The following is a 23,345-nucleotide window of genomic DNA, read 5'->3' as shown; positions in this document are numbered from 1 at the left end:
GACCTGCCCTTCACCGCCTGCCCGGCGCGGGGAAGTGGCCGACGCGCACGAAGAACTCGACGTACTTCCGGAAGAGTTCCTCCGTGAGCGGGGGGCACTCGACGCCGGTGCCGACCAGGGCCGTCTCCGTGGAGGTCGTGTCGATGCCCGCAAAGGCTCCGTCGCCGCCCAGCGCGATCGCCTCGAACGCGTCGAAGAGCGGCAGCATGGCGTTGTCGCGGTCCGCCTGCACCAGGGCGCGCCAACTGCCGTGATCCGCCTCGTCGATCGCGTAGCCGTACCCCCGCAGATACTCCACGCAGTCGCGGAAGGTCACCCCGCTCTGGTTGAACAGGTGGAAGATCTGTCCGGACGCCTCCTTCTTCCGGGACAGGGCGACGATCGCCGCGCTGACGTAGTCGACCGGCACGAAGTGCACGTTCCCGCCCAGACCTTCGGGGGCGGCGCCGGCCTGGACCAGGCCCTTGAGGCTGAGCCACACGAAGTCACTGGTCTGGCAGGCCCCCCGTGCCTGGTCGCCCGAGATGACGTCGGCCCGGTGGATCGTGACCGGCAGCCCCCGGTCCGCGGCCAGGCCCACGATCCGCTCCGCCACCCACTTGCTCTGCACGTAGCCGGTGGGCTGGCGCTCGACGGGCGCGGTCGGGTCGTCCGGCCTGCGGGGCATGCCGTCGGACTCACCGCCGGAGAAGACTCCCGTCGTCGACACGTAGTGGACCGGAACCGAGCGCTCACGTGCGGCCAGCCGCAGCACCTCGACGGTGCCGGACACGTTGGGCGCCTTCAACTCCGTGTACGGGTAAAGCCAGTTGACGGTCGCCCCGGCGTGGTAGACGGCGTCCACGCGCCTCGCCAGGCTGTCGAAGTCGCTCTCCTCGAGCCCCAGACGCGGCTCGGCGAGATCGCCGACGACCACGGAAAGCCGGGCGGGGTCGATCTCGTCCCACACACCGAACCACTCAAGGCCCGCCCTGAGCCGTGCCCGCGCCGCCTCCTCGTCGGCGCCGCGGACGAGGCAGTGCACCGTGCCGCGTCCCGAGCGCATCAGGTCACGGAGCAGGAAGGCGCCGAGGAAGCCGGTGGCGCCCGTCAGCAGGACCTCCTGCGGGTCGGTGACCTCGTAGGACACCTCTGCCGCGGGAACGATGTCGGCGGGCAGGTCGATCTCGGCCTCGAAGTCCACCGCGTCGCGCGCGGTGGACACCTGCTCCCCCAGCCGCTCCAGAAGGACGGTCCGCAGGAAGGCCGCGAGCTCCGTCGGCGTGGGCCGGTCGAAGACCACCGTGGCCGGGAGCCGGCAGCCGGTGGTGCCGGCCAGCTGGTTGCGCAGTTCGACGGAGGTGAGGGAGTCGAAGCCCAGCTCCGAGAACCGCTGTGCCGGCCGGATGCCGTCGGTGCTCGTGTGCCCGAGCACGGTGGCGGTCTCGGCCAGGACCACGTCGAGCACCCGGCGCAGCTGTTCCTTCTCCTCGAGTCCGGCCAGCCGCCCGAGCAGGGTGTCGAAGCCGTTGTCGACGTTCTGGGCCGTGCGGCGCACCGGTGTGCGCAGCAGTGCCCGCAGCACGGGCGGTGCCTGTGAGGGCCGTTCGCGCAGGGTTCCCGGGTCGAGCGGCGTACCCACCAGGGCGGGTGTCCCGAGCCGCAGCGCGGTGTCGAGCATGGCCTGCCCCTGCTCCTGCCCGATGGGGCGGAAGCCGCCCCGGGCGATGCGGTTGAGGTCCGCATCGTTCAGGTGGCCGGTCATGCCGCTGTCCTGGGTCCACACGCCCCAGGCCACGGAGGTGGCGGCGAGTCCCGCGGCGGCGCGGTGTTCGGCCAGGGCGTCGAGGAACACGTTGGCGGCCGCGTAGTTGGACTGTCCGGCGCCGCCGATCACACCGGCGAGGGAGGAGAAGAGGACGAACGCCGTCAGGCCGAGGTCGCGGGTGAGCTCGTGCAGGTGCCACGCCGCGTCGACCTTGGGGCGCATGACCGTGTCGAGGCGTTCGGGCGTCTGGTCCTGCAGCAGACCGTCGTCCAGGACACCGGCCGTGTGCACGACGCCGGTCAGCGGACGGTCGGCGGGGACGCCGGCCAGCAGATCCACCAGCGCCTCCCGGTCCGTGATGTCGCACGCGGCGATCTCCACCTCGGCGCCGAGACCGGTCAGTTCCCGGCGCAGCTCCTGCGCCCCGGGGGCGCCCGGCCCGCGCCGGCTCACCAGCAGCAACCGCGCCACCCCGTGCTCGGCGACCAGCCGCCGGGCGAACAGCGCGCCCAGGGATCCGGTACCACCGGTCACCAGGACCGTGCCGTCGGGCTTCCACCGGTTGCGGTTCATGCCCGTGGCGGTGGCGGTGGGGGGAGCGACGCGGCGCAGCCGAGGCAGGAGGATCCTGCCGTCCCGGATCGCCGTCTGCGGCTCCTGCGAGGCGAGGGCCGTCGGCAGTGCGGCCGCGGAACGCGGGTCGCCGTCGATGTCGACCAGCACGATCCGGCCCGGCGCCTCCGACTGTGCCGAGCGCACAAGCCCCCACAGTGCGGCGGCCTGCGGATCTGCCGTTCCCTCCCCCAGCGGGCTCATCGCTCCCCGGGTCGCCACGACGAGCCGGGTGGCGGCGAGCCGCTCCTGTGCCAGCCATTCCTGCAGCAGCGCCAGCATCCGGTGCGCCGCCGCACGCACGAAGCCGGGGACATCCGCTCCCGACGGCGGCTCGTGAGGTCGCGTGAGGTCGAGGAGGACGGCGTCCACCGGTGTGTCGGCGGCCGCGACGGCGCCTATGTCGGCGAAGGCCCGGGCGCCGGGCACGGTGAGGCTGCCCCCGCGGTCGCCGAGCAGGCCCCAGCGCAGGCCGCCGGTGTCTTCCCGCGTGCCGCGGAGCGGCTGCCAGGCCGTCTCGAACAGCGCGTCGTAGCCGTGCTTGAGCGACTCGTCGAGGGTCTGGGCGCTCAGTGCGCGCGGCTCGACCCGCTCGGCGCTCAGGACGGGGTGCCCGACGCGGTCCGCCGCCAGCAGGGTGAAGCCGTCCGCGGCCCGGTCGATGCGGACGCGCAGGGCGGCGGCTCCGACGGCGTGCAGGCGCACCCCTCGCCAGTCGGCGGCGATCGGCGCGAGGGGGCTCGCCGGCTCGTCCTCGGCCAGGCCTACGGCGCGCACGGCCATGTCCAGCAGTGCCGGATGCAGTCCGAAGTACGCGCAGCCCGCCTGTAGTTGTTCGGGAAGGCTCACCTCCGCGAACAGGGTGTCGCCGGAGCGCCAGGCCGCGGTGATGCCCGGGAGGGTCGGCCCGTGCCCGGTGCCGGCCCCGGTCGGCTCCGCGGTCCCGCTGTCGAGGGCGACTTCCTCGGCGCCGGGCGGCGGCCATTGCTGGAGGCCCGCCGCGTCGGCTGTGGCGTCCGCGCCCAGCAGGCCCGCCGCGTGGACCGTCCAGAGCGTGTCGGCGGCGTCGGTGCGCGCCGAGACGGTGACGGTGCGGCGGCCGGTGTCGTCGGACGTTCCGACGCGGACCTGGATCTGCAGCCCGCCCGTCTGCGGCAGCACCAGCGGGGCGGCGAGGGAGAGTTCCTCCAGGACGGTGCAGCCCCTCTCGTCGCCCGCGCGGACGGCGAGTTCGACGAACACCGAGGACGGTACGACGTCGGTGCCAAGGACGGTGTGCCCGGCGAGCCAGGGGTGGGTGAGCCGGGAGATGCGCCCGGTCAGCAGGACCTCGTCGCCGTCCGCGACCGGCACCGCGGCGCCCAGCAGCGCGTGCCCGGCAGCGGCGAGGCCAAGGCTCGCCGCGTCCCCGGTCACGGCCTGCTCGTCGAGCCAGTAGCGCTTGCGCTGGAAGGCGTAGGTCGGCAGGTCCACCCGCCGGGCGCCCGCACCGGCCAGGGCCCCGGTCCAGTCGACGTCCACGCCCTGCACCCACACCTCGGCCAGCGAGGTCAGGAAGCGGCCCAGGCCTCCCTCGTTGCGGCGCAGTGTCCCCGCCACCACGGCCGGGACCTCGGGCCGCGTCGCGCTCTCGAGTATGTCCTGGACGCTCGTGGACAGCACCGGGTGCGCACTGACCTCGATGAACGTGCCGAAGCCCTCGGCGGCAAGGGATTGGACGGCGGAGTGGAAGCGCACCGTCTGGCGCAGGTTTTGGTACCAGTACCCGGCGTCCATCGTGGAGGTGTCCAGCCAGTCGCCGGTCATCGTCGAGAAGAACGGCACCTCGGAGGGGAGCGGCCGCACGTCGGCCAGAACACGGGCCAGTTCGTCCTCGATCCGCTCCACGTGCCAGGTGTGCGAGGCGTAGTCCACCGCGATCCGCCGGGCCCGCACGCCCGCGGCCTCGCACTCCGCAAGGAGCTCGTCCAGCGCGTCCGGGTCGCCCGCCACCACGACGGACCCGGGGCCGTTCAGCGCCGCGACCTCCAGCCGGCCCCGATAGCGCGCAAGGCGGGTCTCGACGTCCGCCGGCGCCTGTGCCACGGACACCATCCCGCCCCCGCCGGCCAGGCCCGCCGCGATGGCCTGCGACCGCAGCGCCACCACGCGCGCCCCGTCGGCCAGGGACAGCGCGCCGGCCACGCACGCGGCCGCGATCTCGCCCTGCGAGTGGCCCACCACCGCCGCCGGCTGCACGCCGTAGGAGCGCCACAGCGCCGCCAGCGACACCATCACCGCCCAGGACACCGGCTGCACCACGTCGACGCGTTCCAGCGACGGCGCGCCCGGTGCCTGGCGGAGCACGCCCTTAAGGTCCCAGTCCACGAACTCGGCGAGCGCCCGGCCGCACGCGCCCATCTGCTCGGCGAACACCGGTGAGGAGTCCAGCAGCCCCACCGCCATGCCCGTCCACTGGGTGCCCTGGCCGGGCAGCACGAACACCGCGCGGCCCGCGGTGCCGGACGCGGTGCCCTTCACGACGCCCGGTGCAAACTCGCCGCGGGCCAACGCGCCAAGGCCTGCGACCAGTTCGTCCCGGGAACTGCCGGTGACGACCGCACGGTCCTCGAAGACCGCACGGCTCGACACCAGGGACCAGGCCACGTCCCGGGGCGCCGGCGCGGGATCGGCCTGCACGGCCGCAAGGAGCCGCGCCGCCTGCCCCCGTACGCCCTCGAGGGAACGCCCCGACACGACCCACGGCACCACCGTCGAGGCGCCGGCGGCGTCGGCGGCCTCCGGGTCCGGTGCGGGCGAGGGCGAGGGGGAGGGCTCTTCCGGGGCTTCCTCCAGCACCACGTGCGCGTTCGTCCCGCTCACTCCGAAGGAGGAGACGGCGGCCCGGCGCGGCGCCCCCGTGCCGGGCCAGGGCCTGGCCTCGGTGAGCAGTTCCACCGCACCGGAGTCCCAGTCCACCTCCGGCGTCGGAGCGTCCACGTGCAGCGTCTTGGGCAGCACCCCGCGCCGTATCGCCTCCACCATCTTGATCACACCGCCGACACCGGCGGCGGCGACGCTGTGGCCGATGTTCGACTTCAGCGAGCCCAGGTAGAGGGGGCGCCCGTCACGGCGCTGCTGCCCGTAGGTGGCCAGCAGTGCCTGCGCCTCGATCGGGTCGCCCAGCCGCGTCCCCGTCCCGTGCGCCTCCACCGCATCCACATCCGCGAACGAGAGCCCAGCGCTCCCCAACGCCTCCCGGATCACACGCTCCTGCGAGGGACCGTTGGGAGCCGTCAGACCATTGGACGCACCGTCCTGGTTCACCGCCGAACCCCGCACCACCGCCAGCACCCGATGCCCAAGACGCCGCGCATCCGACAACCGCTCCAGCAGCACCAGCCCCGCACCCTCGGACCAGGCGGTGCCGTCGGCCGCGGCGGCGAACGACTTGCACCGCCCGTCGGCGGCGAGACCGCGCTGCTTGGCGAAGTCGATGAGGCCGCCGGGGTCGCAGCTGACCGTCACACCGCCGGCGACAGCCAGGGTCGACTCGCCGGACCGCAGCGACCGGATCGCCGAGTGCATCGCGACGAGGGACGAGGAGCAGGCCGTGTCGAGCGACACCGCGGGCCCCTCGAAGCCGTAGGTGTACGAGATCCGGCCAGAAGCCACACTGCTGAGCTTGCTGGTCATGAGGTAGCCCTCGAACTCCTCGGGGGCGTTGAGCCCGAGGTAGCTCTCCTCCACGATGCCGACGAACACACCGGTCCGGCTGCCCTTGAACGCGGTGACGTCCAGGCCCGCGTGCTCGAACAACTCCCAGGAGGTCTCCAGCAGGAGCCGCTGCTGCGGGTCCATCGCCACGGCCTCGCGCGGAGAGATGCCGAAGAAGCCCGCGTCGAACAGGGGGGCCTCGTGCACGAAGCCCGCCTCGACCGAGTAGCTCTTCTCCTTGATCTTCTCGATGTCCCAGCCGCGGTCGTGCGGCAGTTCCGTGACCGCGTCGGTCCCCTGGTCGACCAGGTTCCACAGATCGGCGGGCGAGGCGACGTCGCCGGGATAGCGGCAGGCCATGCCCACGATGGCGACGGGCTCGTCGTCGGCCGCCTCCCGCTCGGCCAGCCGCCTGCGGGTCTCCTGGAGATCGGACGTCACCCGCTTGAGGTAGTCGACAAGCTTGTCTTCGTTGGACATCGGCTCGGTATCCCTTTCAGGAAGTTCAGAAAGTCTGTTGACGGTGGGGCGAGCTGACGAGAGGTCAGTCGGCGGGGCCGGAGAGTTCCGTGTCGATGAGGGCGAACAGCTCGTCCACCGACGCGGACTCGATCCGGTCGGCGGGGGCCGGATCGTCGGCTCGGGCGGTTCCCTGCGCCGGGGCGCCGAGCCTGGACGCCATGCTCTGGAGGCGCCGACGGACCATCTGCCGGTGCCGCTCGTCCTCGCAGACCGCAGCGAGCATGGTGTCGATGCGGTCCAGCTCGGACAGGACATGCGTGGACACGTCGGCCTCGGCAGGACCAAGGCGGTCGAGGACGTGAGCGGCGAGGTCGCGTGGGGTCGGGTGGTCGAAGACCAGGGTGGCCGGAAGGTTGAGCCCGGTCGCGGCCGTCAGACGGTTGCGCAGCTGGACGGCCGCCAGCGAGTCGAACCCCATCTCCTGGAACGCCTGGTCCGCGGCGATCGCGTGCAGGTCCGGCCGGCCCGTCACGGCCGCCGCCTGCGTCCGGACCAGGTCCAGCAGGAGCGTGCCGCGTTCCGCCTCGTCCAGGTCCGTGAGCCGGTCGGCCAGCGTGGCGCCCCCCGCGTCGCCGGCAGTGTGCGCGGTGCGGCGCGCCGGGCCTGCGGCCAGGTCGCGCAACGCGGGCGGCACGGCCTCGTGAGCGTGCAGCGCGGCCCGGTCCACGACGCCCGCGATCACCACGGCGGCAGAGCCCGCGTCCGCGCCGAGGTCGAGCGCCCGGTCGAAGAGGCCACGGCCCTGATCCGCGGTGAGCGGCTTGAGCAGGTCGAGACCGGAGCGCCGCGCCGCGGCGCCGGAGCCGTCGAGTTCCCACCTGGCCCAGGCCACGGCGGTGGCGGGCAGCCCGAGCGCCTTTCGGTGGCGGGCCAGGCCTTCGGCGCAGGCGTCGGCGGCCGCGGTGTTCGCCCGGCCGGGCCCGCCGAACGTACCGGCGGAGGAGGAGAAGAGGACGAAGGCGGTGAGGTCCAGGTGCCGGGTGAGCTCGTGCAGGTTCTGGGCCGCGTCGCTCTTGGGCCGCAGGACCCGGTCGAGCTGTTGCGCTGTCATCGCGGACAGCACACCGTCGTCCAGCACGCCGGCCGTGTGCACCACCGCGGTCAGCGGACGGTCCTGCGGTATCGCCGCAAGGAGCGCCGCCAGTGCCTCCCGGTCCGCCGCATCACACGCGGCCAACGTCACGCGAGCTCCCAACTCGCCCAGCTCGGTGCTCAGTTCGGCCGCGCCCGGCGCCTGGGCACCACGACGGCTGACCAGCAGCAGATCCCTGACGCCGTGCTCTGCCACCAGATGCCGGGCCAGCACGGCCCCCAGGGTTCCGGTGCCGCCGGTCACCAGGACCGTGCCGTCCGGCTTCCACGGCTGCCCGGTCGGGCGGTCGGCCGGGACCGGACGCAGCCGGGGCACGTGGATCCGGCCGGCGCGCACCGCCGGTTCGGACTCCCCGGAGCGTGCCGCGGACGCCAGCAGGTCCAGCGGCGGGGTGTGCGTATCCGCATCGGCCAGTACGAGGCTGCCTGCGCCCTCGGCGCCCGCGGTACGCAACAACCCGCGTACCGCCGCCGCTTCCAGGTCCAGGCGCGTCGCGTCGTCATCGCCCGTCACGACCGCGTTGCGGGACAGCACCACGACCGGCGTGCCCTGCAGCGCGTCCTGGGCCAGCAGTTCCTGCACGAAGGAGAGCGCCCGGTGTGTTCCCTCGTGCACGTCGCCCGTCGACGGCCACGGCACGAGCAGCAGGTCGAAGGCCGCCTCGCCCGACGTAAGGGCCCGCGCGGCCGCACCGAGATCGTCGAAGCGGGGGATGCCGGGCACGTCGGCGGCGATTGCCGCCCAGCGGGCCGTGGGCTCGGGGGCGGCGTCGTAGGGTATCCACTCGATCATGGACAGGCCCGTGCCGCGCGGCGCGCAGGTGGCGCCGAACTCCTCCTCGGGCACGACCCGGTAGGTGAGCGATCCGACGCCGAGCACCGGCCGGCCCTCGGGGTCCAGGAGGTCCAGCGTGAGGGTCTGGTCGTCGAGGCGGGTCGACCGCACTCCTAGGGTGTCGGCGCCCACGGCGTGCAGCCGGACGTCGCGCCAGAGGGCGGGCACGAGGACGCCTTCCGCGCCGTTGGCCGCGGCGGGTGCCGGGGAGGCGGACAGCGCCGCGTCGAGGAGGGCCGGGTGCAGGCCGTAGCGCCCGGCCTGCGCCAGCAGTTCTTCGGGGAGGCGGACCTGGGTCGTCTTGCCCTCACGTCCGTCCTCTTCGCCGGTCGGGGCTCCGGTTGCCGGGTCCACGGTCGAGGCCCGCGTCCGGGCGGGATCGTCGACCGCGAGGATCCCTTGGGCGCAGGCGTTCCACGGGCTGTCGGGGGTGTGGGCGGGGTCTTTGGCGTCGGGCCGGGCGTGGATGGTGACGGTGCGGCGGCCGGTGTCGTCACACGCGCCGACGCGGACCTGGATCTGCAGCCCGCCCGTCTGCGGCAGCACCGGCGGGGCGGCGAGGGAGAGTTCCTCCAGGACGGTGCAGCCCCTCTCGTCGCCCGCGCGGACGGCGAGTTCGACGAACACCGAGGACGGTACGACGTCGGTGCCAAGGACGGTGTGCCCGGCGAGCCAGGGGTGGGTGCGGCGGGAGATGCGTCCGGTGAGCAGGACCTGGTCCTGGTCGGCGACCGGCACCGCGGCGCCCAGCAGCGGATGCCCGGCGCCGGCGAGCCCGAGACCGGCCGCGTCCCCGCTCCCGGAGTGCTCCTCCAGCCAGTACCGCTTGCGCTGGAAGGCATAGGTCGGCAGATCCACCCGCACCGCGCCCGGCAGCACCCGTGTCCACTCGACGTGCCGCCCGCGGGCGTACAGCCGGCCCAGCAGAGCCGCCAGCGACTCCTGCTCCGGCCGGTCCGCCCGCAGCACCGGCGCCACCAGACCGGGATCCCGTTCGGCCCCGGCCGAGACCAGGGCGCTGAGCACCCCGTCCGGGCCGAGCTCGACGAAGTCGGCGGCGCCCTCCTGCTCCAGACAGCGCACCGCGTCGAAGAACCGCACCGCCTCGCGCAGTTGCCGCACCCAGTACCGCGGCGAGCATGCTTCCTGACCGGACAGCACCTTGCCCGTCACCGTCGACACCAGTGCAATCCGCGGCGCCTGGAGCGACAGGCCCTGGACGATCTGCTCGAACTCTTCGAGGACGCCGTCCATGTGCGGTGAATGGAAGGCATGGCTCACCCGCAGCCGGCGCACCCGCCGGTCCTCTGCGCGCCAGCGCGCTTCAAGGTCCTCGATGGCCTCCGTGTCACCGGAGACCACCACGTTGTCCGGCCCGTTGACCGCGGCCAGCGACACCTTGCCCGCCAGTGCGGCCAGGTCGCCGGCGACCTTCTCCGGGTCGGCCTGGACCGCGAGCATCGCGCCCCCCTCACGCGCGGATCCCATCAGCCTCCCCCGTGCCACCACGAGTTGGGCCGCATCCGCCAGCGACAGCACACCCGCCGCATGCGCCGCCGCCACCTCGCCCACCGAATGACCGGCCACGAAGTCCGGCACCACACCGAACCGCTCGAGGAGACGGAACAGGGCCACCTCCAGGGCGAACAACGCCGGCTGCGTGAACTCCGTCCGATCCAGCAGCTGCGCCTGCTCCGATCCCTCCTGGGCGAACATCACGTCCTTCAACGGCCGCGCGAGGTGCGCGTCCAGCGCCTCGCACACCTCGTCGAACACCGCGGCGAACTCAGGAACCGCCTCGTACAGCTCCCGGCCCATGCCGGGCCGCTGGGCCCCCTGCCCCGTGAACACGAAGGCCAGATCCGCCGCGTTACGTGAGCGCGACGCCCCCGCCGCCGCCGAACCGTCCGCCGCACCCGATGCCAGTGCCGTCAGGCCGCGCACCAGCTCCGCCCGGGTAGCGCCGACCACCACCGCGGCCGTGTCCAGCACGGCCCGCCCCGACGCCAGGGACCAGGCCACGTCCCGGGGCTCCGGGGCGGAGCCGGACTCCACGGCCTCCACGGACTCCACGGCCGCAAGCAGCCGCGCCGCCTGCCCCCGCAGTCCTTGCGCCGAGCGCCCCGAGACCACCCAGGGCACCACCGACAGTCCAGCGGCGGCAGCGATCGGCGGCTCCTGCAAGGCAGCCGCGGGAGCCGCGGGAGGAGCCTCCTCCACGATCACGTGCGCGTTCGTCCCGCCGATGCCGAACGAAGAGACACCCGCACGGCGCGGCCGCTCCTTTGACACCGGCCAAGGTGTGGCCTCGGTGAGCAGTTCGACCGCACCGGAGTCCCAGTCCACCTGCGGGGACGGCTCATCCACGTGCAGCGTCTTGGGCAGCACCCCGCGCCGCATCGCCTCCACCATCTTGATCACACCGCCCACACCGGCGGCGGCCTGGCTGTGCCCGATGTTCGACTTCAATGACCCCAGGTACAGCGGACGGCCCTCAGGACGCTGCTGCCCGTAGGTGGCCAGCAGTGCCTGCGCCTCGATCGGGTCGCCCAGCCGCGTCCCCGTCCCGTGCGCCTCCACCGCATCCACATCCGCGAACGAGAGCCCAGCGCTCCCCAACGCCTCCCGGATCACACGCTCCTGCGAGGGACCGTTGGGAGCCGTCAGACCATTGGACGCACCGTCCTGGTTCACCGCCGAACCCCGCACCACCGCCAGCACCCGATGCCCAAGACGCCGCGCATCCGACAACCGCTCCAGCAGCACCAGACCCGCACCCTCCCCCCACACCGTGCCGTCGGCCCCCGCCGCGAACGACTTGCACCGCCCCGCGGGCGACAGCGCCCGCTGCCGCGAGAACTCCACGAACGACGTCGGTGTGGCCATCACCGTCACGCCCCCGGCCAGCGCCAGGTCGCACTCCCCCTGGCGCAGGGCCGTCGCCGCCAGGTGAATCCCCACCAGCGACGACGAGCACGCCGTGTCCACCGCCACCGCGGGGCCCTCGAACCCGAACGTGTACGAGACCCGGCCCACGGCGATGCTGCTGGAAGCGCCTCCTGCGACATAGCCCTGGATGTCGACGGGGACGTCGTCCAGGATGCTCGCGGCGAACCCCTGGTACATCAGCCCGGCGAAGACGCCGGTGCGGCTGCCGCGCAACGCGGCCGGCACCACGCCCGCACTCTCCATCGCCTCCCACGCCGTCTCCAACAGCAGCCGCTGCTGCGGATCGGCCGCCATGGCCTCCCGCGGCGACATCCCGAAGAACTCCGGCTCGAAACCGGCGGCATCCTCCAGGAACCCGCCCTCGTGCACATAGGACTTGCCCGCACGGTCCGGGTCCGGGTCGTAGAGATTCTCGTCCCAGCCCCGGTCGGCCGGGAACGGGGAGATCGCGTCCACCCCGCGGTCCACCAGCTTCCACAACCCCTCCGGGCTGCTCACCCCACCCGGAAACCGGCACGCCATCCCCACGATCGCGATCGGCTCGCACGCCCGGTCCTCCACCTCACGCAGCCGCCGCCGGGCATCCCGCGCATCTGCGACCGCACGCTTGAGGTACTCCCGCAGTTCCTTCTCATCAGCCATCAGAATCCAACCGCTCCAAGGTCACACGTACAAGTGAGGTGGGTAAATGGGTGGGTAAATGGACGGGCAGTGAATCGTGGGGCGATGAATTTCAGCGGGGCCACATTCGCGAAAAGCCTAAACGGGACTTAGTCACGACCCGGTAATTGCCGGCGCCGACGGGCCGGAGAGCGGTTCGTTACCGTGGAGTTCCCCTCCCCCAGGAAGCCGATGACCGCAGGTCAGAGCCCGTACCAGAGGCGGGGTTCGAACGATGTGATCCACCGGTTGACGGCAGGTGTGCACACCCGATTAATCTTCATTCCAGTTAGGCGAATTCGCGCAGCACAAAACAGGGGGCATCCAGATCATGGATTTGCAGCATGCGGGGAAGTCCGTGGTGGTGACGGCAACGGGTCGGGGGATTGGCCCGGCGGCGGCGGAGGCGACGGGAGGGCCGGTGGGGCGGTGGGGGACACCGCAGGAGTTCGCCGACCTGATCGACGGCGGCATGGAAAGGGTTCTCTGACCCGCCGGGCACGGGGCAACACAACTCTTGTCACTCTCTTGGAAGGTGTGCGAGACCGACGTGGAATTCTCCGTACTGGGACCCCTGCGCATGAACGAGCGCGGCGAGTCCTACACTCCGACGGCTCCCAAGCAGCGACAGCTGCTCACTCTGCTGCTCCTCAACGCGAACCAGGTCGTGTCCACCAACACGTGTATCGAAGAGCTGTGGGAGAACTCCCCTCCCAACAGCGCGCTCTCCACCCTCCAGTCCTACATACTCCAGCTGCGGCGCAGCCTGCGGCGGGTGCCGCGGATCGGCAGCCTCCAGGCCGCCCGCCTCATCCTGGAGACCCGTGACGGCGGCTATCTGCTGGCCGTGCGCAGCGAGGAACTCGACACCAACCGCTTCTGGTCCCTGGTGCGCGAGGGCCGCTCGGCGCTCCACCACGACGACGTGCGGGCTTCGGCCCGTCTCTCCGAAGCCCTGCTGCTGTGGAAGGGGGCCGCGCTCTCCGACGTACAGCGAGGTCCTGTCCTGCGGGCTCATCTCGTGGGCCTGGAGGAGGAGCGCACGAGCGTGCAGGAGCAGCGCATCGCCGCGGATCTGCGCCTGGGCCGTCACCAGGAGCTGCTGGGCGAGCTGAGCCAGCTCACGGCCAAGTACCCGATGCACGAGAGCCTGCACGCCCAGTTCATGCTCGCGCTGCACCGCACCGGCCGCCGCACCCAGGCGCTGGAGGTGCTGCGGCGGCTGAGCACCGTGCTGCGCGAGGAGCTGGGCCTGGACCCCTCGCCCCGGGTGCGCCGTCTGCACCAGGCGATCCTGGCGGGCGACCCCGCCATCGACATCCTGGCGCACACCGACTCCGTGCTGGCCGCCGAACCCGGTGCGTCGAACGGACGGCTGGTGCCCGCGGGCGGCGATCTGGTGACCGCGGGGGGACCCGCGGGGCGCCGGGAGCAGCTGGTGCGGCGCTGACCGCACCACACGGCACGGCGAGGAGGGCTGAGGCGCGCACTGCCTGTCCGGGGTGGCGCCTCAGCCCTTCTCGCTGCCGTCCGCCGTCCCGTGCCGGGATGGCGGGTTGGCCGCGAGGAAGGCGTCGGCGACGGTGTGCACGTACTGCGCGCCGAAGGTGCGCTCCGCGAGGAGCCGGCGGAACATCAGCGGGCCCGCGAGCTGGTCGATGGCCAGCTCGGTGTCCAGGTCGCCGGGCAGTTCGCCGGTCTCCTTCGCCCGCTCGACGATCGCGCGGAACCCTCCGGAGCCCGCCTGGTACAGCGACGCCTTGAGCTCGGCGAACGTCGGGTCCACACCGGCGCGTTCGATGACCACCCGCATCCCGCGCTCCCCCACCGGGTCGTGCAGCAGGGCCCGCAGACCGTTGAGCTGGCCGACCAGGTCGTCACGGAGCACGCCCGTGCGCGTGGGGCGGGCGTTCGCGATGCGCTGGGCGATGGCCTCGTAGATGAGGGACGAGGAGTCGGGCCAGTGGCGGTACAGCGTGGTGCGGCCCACCCCGCTGCGTGCGGCGACGGCGACATGGGTGACCGCGGACCACCCCTGCTCCACGAGCAGCTCCTGGGCCGCCGCGAGGGCGGCGGCCCGGCTGCGGGCCGCCCGTGGGTCCATGCCGCGCCCCGGCACCGGCGAACTGCGTCCTGCGGCGTCGGCCTGCGTGGACATGACGGCTCCCCGTGGTTCGTTGATCTGCTGTTCGGAACAGAGTGTGCCAGTTCTTCCCCCGCCCGGAGGGCGGGCACGACCATCCGGGCGGGACGACGTGCCCGTCAGGCGCGGTAGAAGTCCAGGTGGTCGTGGGCCCAGACGGCGAAGGAGCGCGGCTCGCGGCCCAGTACCCGGCGGACGTCGGGCGACAGCCGGCCGTGCAGTTCGCTGCCGTGCTCGATCGCCTCCTTGAGCGTCGTGATCACCCCGTTCACGGTCTCCTCGGAGAAGTGGCGCAGCATCATCTCCCGGTGCGCCGCGAGCGGAACCGTCTCAAAGCGCAGGTCCCGCCCGAGCAGCGAACCGACCACGGCGAGCTGCTCACGGCCCGTCAGCGCCTGCGGCCCCGTCAGCTCGTACACCTGGTCCTGGTGGCCCTGCCCGGTGAGCGCCCGCACCGCGACCTCGGCGATGTCCCGCGGGTCGACGATCGCCTCCGGCACGTCCGCGAGCGGCCCGCGGGCGACGCCTTCGGCCTTGATGGACGCGGCCCAGCCGAGGTTCATGCTCATGAAGCCGTTCGGCCGCAGAATCGTCCACGGCACCCCCGACTCCCGCAGCGCGTCCTCGGCGATTCGGTGCCAGTGGCCCAGCGGGTTGGTCTTCGGGTCCTCGGCCATCTCCACCCCCAGGGTGGACAGCTGCACGATGTGCTCGATGCCCGCCTCACGCGCGGCGGCCACCAGATGCGCGTCGTGGGTCGCCTTGTTCGCACCGAGCGACATCAGGAAGACCTTCTGCACTCCCTCCAGCGCGGGCGGCAGCGTCTTGGGGCGCCCCAGGTCGGCGGCGACCACCTCCAGGTCCCCTCCCGCGGCGAACGCCGCCCGGCCCGGATCGCGGGTGAGCGCCCGCACCTTGTGCCCGTCGGCGCGCAGCAGCGACAGCACCTTCCCGCCCACGTTTCCCGTGGCTCCGGTCACCAGAATCATCGTCGTCTCCTCGTTGGTCCGTACATGTGTGGGGTGGGTCGAAGGCCGCTAGTGGGCCGGTTCGGGGCGGTCCAGGACGGTGCGCAGGGCGCTCTCCAGGCACTGCCGCGCGGCGTCGGTGTCCCCGGCCGGGCCGCTGGAGCGCCAGGCGATGAAGCGGTCGGGCCGCACCAGCACCGCGCCGGCTCCGCTCACGCCGTAACTCTTCTCCCACTGGGCGCCGGCGAGTCTGTGCACCGGCAGGGTGATGCCGAGCCGGTCGGCCACCTCGGCGGCCGCGGCCGTCCACGGGTCCTGTGGGCCGTCCCCGGTGAGCAGGACGAAGGAGCGGCCGAACAGGGCGGTGGTGGAGGCGGCCGGTGAGCCTTCGGGCAGCGGTATATAGGGCGCCCGTGATCCGGGGCGGCCGGTCGGGGCGGCCGGGTCCTCAAGGAGTTCCGCGGCGTCGTCGGGCTCGCGGACCACGGCGCCGTCCGCGCACCGGTAGCCGAAGGCCTGGACGACGGGAGGCAGCGGCGCGGCGAGCTCCCCGTCGTCGAGGTAACCCGCCAGTCGTTCCACGGTGTTGCGCAGCTGCTGCTCCCCGATCATCTCCGAGACCGGACGGCGTTCCGCGTCGTGGCTGTCGAGCAGTCCGGGACCGGCCTCGCCCTTGACGACCATCGCCAGCTTCCACGCCAGGTAGAAGCCGTCCGTGATCGCGGTGTTGCCGCCGAGGCCGCCCGGCGCGGGCACCAGCCTGGCCGCATCGCCCACCAGGTGGACGCGGCCGTCGCTGAACCGGTCGGCGATCTCGCTGACGATGTCGGTGCGTCCCGTCTCGACGACCTTCAACGGCAGATCGGGCAGGCCCAGGCCGGTGCGGACCAGTTCGGCGCACCGCTGTTGGGTGAAGGTGGCGAAGTCCGGCGGGTTCTGGGACATGCCGAGCACATAGCCGTAACGGCCGGGCACGTCCGTGGTGTAGAAGACGCCCGGTGCCGGCTGCTGCAGCCAGAAGAGCGCGAACTTGCGGCCTTCCGCGACCCCCGGCAGCTGGCGCAGCGGTTCGCTCAGGTCGGCGTCGAAGAAGACCCGGAAGATCTCGCCGAGGTTCCCGCGGCCGTGCATGGCGATGCCCAGTTCCTGTCGCACGGGGCTGTGCGCGCCGTCGGCGCCCACCACATGGTCGGCCGTCACCGTCCGCTCGGTGCCGGTGCGCACGTCCCGCAGCACAGCGGTGACCACGTCCGGCGACTGGGCCAGGGAGACCAGTTCGGTGTCGAAGAGGAGCTCGGCGCCGAGCTCCCGGGCCCGGTCGGCCAGGATCACCTCGGTCCGCTCCTGCCCTGCCATCGCCCAGTCCTCGGGCGAGACATGACGCATCGCCATCTCGCCCTCGGTCATGATCCGCTTGAGGACGGGGCCCGCCAGGCTGTCGGCCACCACCATGTAGAACTCGCCGGTGCCGGCGTCCGGCCCCGCGGCGGCGATCCGGTCGGCGACACCGCCGATCCGCAGCGCCTCCATGGTGTGGGGGTACTGCCCGCGCGCCTTCATGATGACCGAGGTGCCCGGATGTTTCTCCGCCACCAGCGGCCTGACGCCGTGGAGTCCCAGGAACAGCGCGGTGGTCAGGCCCGCGAGGCCGCCGCCCACGATGAGAACGGGTACGTGCTCGTCCGACACGGCCACTCCTTGGTCGCTTGGGTTGTCCTGGGTTGTCTTGGGTCGTCTTGGGTTGTCCGGGGGCGCCGCCAGGGGGCGGGCCGGCCAGGAAGCCAGTCTGCGGAGGGCCGTTGGAGCACTGATGGGGTCCCGGTGGGCGGCGCTGCCCTCCACCGCCGCCCCAACAGGCCATCAGCGGGCGCGTCGAAGGTGGCAGGGGCGGACCGCGCGAGTGCCGCCCTCACCCTTCGAGACACAGGAGTCGTCGTGGTCGTCTTCGTCAACAAGCTGACACTCACCGGAGCGGCCGAGGACCTGGAACGCATCTACGCCCATGTCGCCGAGTTCATGCGCACCCGTCCCGGTCTCGTCCGCTACCAGCTCGTCCGCTCGCAGAGCGACCCTTCCGTGTACTTCAACGTCGCGGAGTGGGAGGACCAGACGTCGTTCGAACAGGCTTTGAAGGAGCCGGAGTTCCGCAACCGGCTCAAGGCACTGGGCACGGTCATCAAGGGAGAGCCGCACCTGTCCGACCTGGTCGAGTCCGGCGTCGGGGAGGCCTGAACCGGTGACCGGACCTCTCAAGATCAGCAACCCGGTCGACGGTGAGACCTACGCCCGGATCGTCCAGTTCTACGCCCATCAGATGCAGCTCCTCGACGAGCGGGCGGCCGAGGAATGGGCCGACGGATTCACCGAGGACGGGGTCTTCGCGCAGAACGTGAAGCCGGAGCCCTGGACGGGCCGCGCGGTCATCGCCGAGCGGATGCGCGCCGGGATGGACCGGCTGGCCACGCTCGACGTACAGCGGCGGCACTGGTTCGGCATGGTCGCCACGGAGCGGCAGGACGCCGAGACCGTACTGACCCGCTACTACGCCATGGTCTTCGAGACCCCTCGGGGCGGCCGGGCGTCCACCTATCTCAGTACCACCGGCGAGGACGTCCTGGTCCTCCAGGACGGCCAGTGGCGGGTCAGCCACCGCCTGATCACCCACGACGGCACCTGATCCGGCCGGCATCCAGCACGAGGAAAGAAGGTTGTGAGCATGACCGAGCTGACACGCGACCGGGTGGCCGCGGCGTACGCGTCACTGGTGACCGGGGACCGGGAGCAGATTCTCCGGTACTGGTCGGAGAACGTGCGCTTCCAGATGCCGGGCAACCACCAGTACGCCGGCTGGTTCGTCGGCCTGGACGACTACCTGGCCAAGATGGGCAAGCTGATGGCCGCCACGGGCGGCCGCATCAGCTCTGAGACGCTCGAGGTCCTCATCGACCAGGAGGCCGGTGTGTCGATCGACGTGTACCGCCTCGACGGCTACCGCGAGCACGCCAAGGAGGGCGCGACCTCCCCCTACGATCGGCTGCAGGTCGAGGGTGTGCACATGCTGCGCTGGGAGGACGGCCGGATCGTCGAGGGCCGCAGCGCCCTGTTCGCCGACGGTGTCACCCAGGGCAACCTGTGGTGGTCACCGGTCGGCGCCGACGGCGAGCGTTACGAGTACTGACACCTCGCGAGGCCGTCCCGGAGCCTGTCCTCGGCACGGCCTCGCGCACCCCAGCCAGGAAGTGCAGCCATGACTCAGCCAGCACAGGGCCTGCTCCAGGACCGGACGGTGGTGATCACCGGGGGCGGTACGGGAATCGGCCGGGCGGCCGCGCACGCCTTCGCCGCCGAGGGCGCCCGCGTAATGGTGGTCGGCCGGAGGACCGCCGTACTCGCCCAGACCGCCCGCGGCCACGCGGGCATCCATCCGTTCGGCGCCGACCTTGCCGACCCGCGGACACCGCGCGCCGTAGTGGCAGCGGCCGAGCGTGAACTCGGCGGCATCGACGTCCTGGTCAACAATGCCGTCACGATGGGGTCCGCGCCCCTGGGCCGCATCGACCCGGACAACACCCGCAACCAGGTGGCCACGAACCTGCTCGCGCCGCTGTTCCTCACCCAGGAGGCGCTGCCTCTGCTGGAGGCCGCCAAGGGCCTCGTCATCAACGTCACCACGGCCGGCAACCAGCGGGGCTGGCCCGGTCACTCGGTCTACGGCGCCACGAAGGCCGCTCTCGACTTCCTCACCCGCACCTGGGCACTGGAACTCGCCCCCAAGGGGGTCAGGGTCGCGGGCATCGCCCCGGGCCCGGTCGAGACACCCATCGCGGAGCACGCCGGGCTCGACCCCGAGGGCATCGCGCAGTTGCGCGCACGCCAGCGCGGCCGGGTGCCGCTGGGCCGTGTGGGCCAGCCGGAGGAGGTGGCCTGGTGGATGGTCGCCCTGGCCCGCCCCGAGGCGTCGTTCGCCACCGGCCTCGTCCTGCCCGTGGACGGCGGCGCGAGCGTCGTCTTCTGACCGCCCTCTCGACTGCCAGCACAAGGGAGCCAGCATGGAATTCGGCATCAACTTCTTTCCCACCATGGGGCCCGACGACAAGGACGCGGCGGACTACTTCGAGGAGAGCCTGAGCCTGGTCGCGCTCGCGGAGGACCTCGGGTTCGACCACGTCAAGACGGTGGAGCACTACTTCTTCAAGTACGGCGGCTACAGCCCCGACCCGGTCACGTTCCTGGCCGCCGCCGCGGCCCGCACCAGCCGCATCAAGCTGGTGACCGGCGCCGTCATTCCCGCGTTCACGCATCCGCTGAAGCTGGCCGGCAAGCTGGCCATGCTCGACAACATCTCCCGCGGCCGGCTCCAGGTCGGCTTCGGACGCGCCTTCCTGCCCGACGAGTTCGACGCCTTCGGCATCGACATGGACGAGAGCAGGGCGCGCTTCGACGAGGGCCTGGCGGCCTGCCAGAAGCTGTGGAGCGAGGAGGACGTCGTCTGGAACGGCACCTTCCACTCCTTCGGCCCGGTCACCCTGCTGCCGCGGCCCTACCAGCGCCCGCATCCGCCGATCCTGGTGGCCACGGCGAAGACCCCCTCCTCCTGCGAGCAGGCCGGCCGTGACGGCCACGGCCTGATGATGGTCCCCTCGATCTCCAAGCGCGAGACCGTGCAGGAGATGCTGGGCCTCTACCGCAAGGCCTGGGCGGATGCGGGCCACCCCGGCGAGGGCGAGGTCCACATGAGCTACAACTGCTATCTCAGCGAGGACACCGCCGAGGCCCGCGCGAAGGGCAAGGAGTACTCACAGCGCAGCAACACGGTCATGCGGGACGCGGTGGCCTCCTGGGGCCAGCGGCGCAGCGAGGTGTACGCGGGCTACGAGAAGATCGTGCAGAACATCGCACGGGCCGACTTCGACCGGTCACTGGCCGAGAACAAGGCGCTGGTCGGCACCCCGCAGGAGGTCACCGAACGGCTGCGGACGATCCGTGAGTGGTTCGGGGACATCGTCGTCAGCCTGCAGGTCATCTCCGGCAACCCCAGCCACGAGGAGTCCACGCGCAGCATGCGGCTCTTCGCCGAGCAGGTCATGCCGCACTTCCGCGACACGTCGGCCACCGTCGGCTGACACCGGCGCCTGCACCGCCCGAAGGGGCTTTCCCGGACCTCGTCCGGGAAAGCCCCTTCATGTGTGCCGGTGTCCGTCCGCAATCAGCGGGGGCGGACGAGGTCGTGGACCAGCAGCGAGGTCACGCGCGCCGCGACGGCGGCCACGGTCAGCGCCGGCGGGACACCGGTGCCGGGCAGCAGCGAACCGTCCACCACGTAGAGGCCGCGGTAGCCGTTGACGCGGCCCGCGTCGTCGGTCACCGTGCCCAGCGGTACGCCGCCGACCACGTTGCCGCCGGTGGTGCCGATCCGGCTGAACGCCGTACGGGTGCCCGGGTTGGCCTCGTTGAGCCGGTCCAGGGTGTGGGTGATGGCGGACTGCGCTCGGGCGAGCTCCGGGTCGTCGGCCGGCCAGTCAAGGACGACGTCGTCCTTGTCCGGGTCGTAGCGGAAGGCACCGAGCGCCGGCGCCGGGACGGCCCCGATGGTGGTGGTCCAGCCCTCCCCCTCCGGGGCGTCCGGCCAGGGGAAGTTGAGCAGCGACACCGGACCGAGCGGGTTGTCCTGCCAGTCCTGCGCGAAGATCGCCGCGGGACCGCCCTGGCGGGGGTTGTTCTCCGCCATGCCGGTACGGGCCGTGATGACCTCGCTGTTGCCGACGCGCGTACCCAGCGCGCCGTGCAGGGCGGGCAGTGCGCCGCTCGCCCTGGCGCGCAGCAGCAGCCGGTTGGTACCCAGGGTGCCGGCGGACAGCACCAGCCGCGTGGCGGTGATCCGGTGGCGGGAGCGCACCTCGCCCCGCTCGTCGATCGACTCGTAGTCGACGTGGTACCCGGTGCCGCCGTCGGCCGGGCGCACGGCGCTCACCACGCTGAGCGGCCGCACCTCGATGTGCCCCGACGCCTCGGCGCGGGCCAGCAGCGTGCGGTCGAGGCTGCGCTGGGCGCCGCTGTTGACACCAAAGACGTTCAGACCGTCGATCTGGGAACGCACCCGGGTACCGGCCATCTCCTGGCGGACCACGTCCCAGTCCACGGCCAGGTCGACCTTGCCCCACGGGATCTTGGCCTTGTCCAGCTGGTCGGCGAACGAGCGGGCCGAGCGGTAGAACTCGGACTGGTAGACGTCGTCCGGAATCGGCTCGCAGCCGATCAGTTCACGCGCCTGCGGATACCACCGCTCGCTCATCTCGCGGTGGTCCAGGACATCGCCCAGGGTGCGGTGGAACAGTTCGGCCGAGGGCTCGCACATCGTGCCGTTGGTCGCCAAGGAGGCTCCGCCCACCCCCGTGCCGGCCAGGACGTTCATGCCGCTGCCCTCGACGAACTCCAGGACGCCCGTGTAGACGTCGAGCTTGGCGTCCGTGAGCGGTGACGTCTCGCTGAGCCATGCGGCACGGCCGTCGGGCGCCGTCTGTGTCGCGAAGGTGTCGCCCGCCTCGTCGACCGGCCAGCGGCGCCCCCGCTCCAGCAGAACGGCATCGACCCCCGCCTCCGCCAGCCTTAGCGCGGCGATGGAACCTCCATAACCGCTGCCGACGATCACCACGTCGGCGCGGTGCTGCTGCCTCTCCACTGAGCGGCCTCCCTGCCCTTTTTCGTCCCGGACTGTCGGACACCGTCGAACATCCCGGACGGCGATGGAGGCTCACTGTGAAGCCGCTGCAGAGCCGCTGAATCCAACGCCAACGCCAACGGCCGCCGGGCGACGGTTTGGTGACCGTGGTCCGGCGGCCGTGTGCGGTGGGCGCGCGCTGAGCCGAAGGAGACGGATCACGCTCCGTCGGCCGTGCTTGCCACTATGGGAACCCGGGCTGGGAAGCAGATGGGGGCCTGCTGGAGAGTGGCGGGGCGGCGCTTGCCGGATCGAGACCGATCCTCCAGGGCGTGGTGCGAGGGTGCGGCTGTTGCGCCGTCCCGTCCCGCCCCGTCCTTTGGAGGCAACCGTGCGCCCGACCACTTTGTCCCCGGCTCCCGCACCACGCGGTGTGGCCCTGCTGTTCCCCGGTCAGGGGGCGCAGCAGCCTTGCATGGCCACCGGGTTGTACCGCGCTCATCCGCCGTTTCGCCGTCTCATGGACGAGGTGTTCGAGGTGTGGGGCGCGCAGGGCGCCGCGCTGCGCGCCGACTGGCTCTTTGACTCCCCGGCCGTGGATCTGGACGGGGTGCGCCGGGCCCAGCCCCTGCTGTTCGCCGTCGACTGGGCGCTGGGCCGCATGGTGCTCGACTGGGGAGTGCGGCCCGCGGCCCTGCTCGGCCACAGCGTCGGCGAGGTCGCGGCGGCCACCCTGGCCGGTGTCTTCACCCTGGAGGAAGCGGCCGGGCTGATGGCCGAGCGGGTGGCGCACATCGAGTCCGCGCCGGCCGGCGGCATGCTCGCGGTGCACGCAGCCGCCGCCGACATGGCGCCCTTCCTGCACGCCGACGTGGTCGTCGGCGCCGTCAACGCACCGCGCCAGGTGGTCCTGGCCGGTTCCGAGGCACCGCTGGCCGCAGCGGAGGCACAGCTGCGCGCGGCGGGGTTCACCTGCCGCAGGACCCGCGCCCTCAGCCCCTTCCACAGTCCGGCCCTCGCCCCGGCGGCACAGGCGGCGCTGCCCGCGCTGTCCCGGCTGGCGCTGCGGGCACCGCGGCTTGCGCTGCACTCGGCGTACACGGCAGGGCTGCTGACTCCGGCCGAGGCGACCGACCCGCGGTTCTGGGCGAAGCAGCCGGCCGCCCCGGTGCTCTTTGGCCCCGCGCTCGATGCGTTGCTCGCCACCGGCGAGCTGATGCTGCTCGAGGCCGGGCCCGGGCAGGGTCTGACCGCCCTGGCCCGGCGGCATCCGGCGGTCGGCACCGGCCGCTCCGCCGCCCTGGGGCTGCTGCCCGCGCGCGCCCGGGGCGACGCATCGGATCTGCACACCCTGCGCGCGGCGGTCGAACGACTGCTGTCCGAGGGGTGGTTGGCGCACGACCCGCTGCCGGCGCCGACGAGCGTGCGGTGAGCCAGGACCAGCACGCAACCAGAGGCCCACC

General features: G+C 72.4%; 14 protein-coding genes. 8 read left to right on the top strand and 6 right to left on the bottom strand.

All coding sequences use genetic code 11. The features are described 5' to 3' along the window. Positions 1–10: 10 nt before the first annotated feature. Both OG453_RS43740 and OG453_RS43735 read right to left on the bottom strand, forming a co-directional pair. Positions 11–6,535 carry a type I polyketide synthase gene (locus tag OG453_RS43740; RefSeq protein WP_266874394.1) on the bottom strand — a complete coding sequence of 2,175 codons (6,525 nt, stop codon included), beginning with the start codon at positions 6,533–6,535 and terminating at the stop codon, positions 11–13. A gap of 64 nt (positions 6,536–6,599) precedes the next feature. Next, entirely contained in the window at positions 6,600–12,095 is a 5,496-nt protein-coding gene (locus tag OG453_RS43735; RefSeq protein ID WP_266874393.1) for a type I polyketide synthase, read from the bottom strand. Between the two features lie 349 nt (positions 12,096–12,444). Here OG453_RS43735 and OG453_RS43730 point away from each other — a divergent pair, with 349 nt between their 5' ends. Then, the gene (locus OG453_RS43730) at positions 12,445–12,603 is read left to right on the top strand and encodes a hypothetical protein (RefSeq protein ID WP_266874392.1); all 159 of its coding nucleotides are present in this window, start codon (positions 12,445–12,447) and stop codon (positions 12,601–12,603) included. 60 nt (positions 12,604–12,663) lie between these two features. Next, a complete protein-coding gene (locus OG453_RS43725) occupies positions 12,664–13,563 on the top strand; it encodes an AfsR/SARP family transcriptional regulator (protein WP_266874391.1) in 900 nt (299 codons plus the stop codon). Between the two features lie 60 nt (positions 13,564–13,623). On the opposite strand, the gene OG453_RS43720 is transcribed toward OG453_RS43725, so the two are convergent. From OG453_RS43720 to OG453_RS43710, 3 genes are all read right to left on the bottom strand, one after another. Next, positions 13,624–14,271, bottom strand: a complete 648-nt coding sequence (locus OG453_RS43720; protein WP_266874390.1) for a TetR/AcrR family transcriptional regulator — start codon at positions 14,269–14,271, stop codon at positions 13,624–13,626. Between the two features lie 104 nt (positions 14,272–14,375). Then, on the bottom strand, positions 14,376–15,245 hold the full coding sequence (locus OG453_RS43715; protein ID WP_266874389.1) for an NAD(P)H-binding protein: 870 nt from the start codon (positions 15,243–15,245) through the stop codon (positions 14,376–14,378). A 48-nt stretch (positions 15,246–15,293) separates the two neighbouring features. After that, the gene (locus tag OG453_RS43710; protein WP_266874388.1) at positions 15,294–16,913 is read right to left on the bottom strand and encodes an FAD-dependent monooxygenase; all 1,620 of its coding nucleotides are present in this window, start codon (positions 16,911–16,913) and stop codon (positions 15,294–15,296) included. 246 nt (positions 16,914–17,159) lie between these two features. On the opposite strand from OG453_RS43710, the gene OG453_RS43705 reads away from it, so the two are divergent. The 5 genes from OG453_RS43705 to OG453_RS43685 all read left to right on the top strand — a co-directional run bounded on the left by OG453_RS43705 (position 17,160) and on the right by OG453_RS43685 (position 20,347). Next, the gene (locus OG453_RS43705) at positions 17,160–17,456 is read left to right on the top strand and encodes an antibiotic biosynthesis monooxygenase (RefSeq protein WP_266874387.1); all 297 of its coding nucleotides are present in this window, start codon (positions 17,160–17,162) and stop codon (positions 17,454–17,456) included. Positions 17,457–17,460: 4 nt separating this feature from the next. Next, positions 17,461–17,901 carry a nuclear transport factor 2 family protein gene (locus tag OG453_RS43700; protein ID WP_266874386.1) on the top strand — a complete coding sequence of 147 codons (441 nt, stop codon included), beginning with the start codon at positions 17,461–17,463 and terminating at the stop codon, positions 17,899–17,901. A 39-nt stretch (positions 17,902–17,940) separates the two neighbouring features. Next, positions 17,941–18,402 carry a nuclear transport factor 2 family protein gene (locus tag OG453_RS43695; protein WP_266874385.1) on the top strand — a complete coding sequence of 154 codons (462 nt, stop codon included), beginning with the start codon at positions 17,941–17,943 and terminating at the stop codon, positions 18,400–18,402. 69 nt (positions 18,403–18,471) lie between these two features. Beyond that, entirely contained in the window at positions 18,472–19,239 is a 768-nt protein-coding gene (locus OG453_RS43690; RefSeq protein ID WP_266874384.1) for an SDR family NAD(P)-dependent oxidoreductase, read from the top strand. Positions 19,240–19,273: 34 nt separating this feature from the next. Continuing rightward, positions 19,274–20,347 carry an LLM class flavin-dependent oxidoreductase gene (locus OG453_RS43685; RefSeq protein WP_266874383.1) on the top strand — a complete coding sequence of 358 codons (1,074 nt, stop codon included), beginning with the start codon at positions 19,274–19,276 and terminating at the stop codon, positions 20,345–20,347. Between the two features lie 83 nt (positions 20,348–20,430). On the opposite strand, the gene OG453_RS43680 is transcribed toward OG453_RS43685, so the two are convergent. Continuing rightward, complete coding sequence (locus OG453_RS43680; protein ID WP_266874382.1) at positions 20,431–21,903, bottom strand: GMC oxidoreductase; 1,473 nt, start codon at positions 21,901–21,903, stop codon at positions 20,431–20,433. Positions 21,904–22,273: 370 nt separating this feature from the next. On the opposite strand from OG453_RS43680, the gene OG453_RS43675 reads away from it, so the two are divergent. Continuing rightward, on the top strand, positions 22,274–23,314 hold the full coding sequence (locus tag OG453_RS43675) for an acyltransferase domain-containing protein (protein WP_266874381.1): 1,041 nt from the start codon (positions 22,274–22,276) through the stop codon (positions 23,312–23,314). Positions 23,315–23,345: the final 31 nt, after the last annotated feature.

Source organism: Streptomyces sp. NBC_01381 (assembly GCF_026340305.1).
GTDB lineage: Bacteria > Actinomycetota > Actinomycetes > Streptomycetales > Streptomycetaceae > Streptomyces.
Note: the sequence above shows the minus strand (reverse complement) of the source record. Positions and strands in the feature narration are given on the sequence as shown.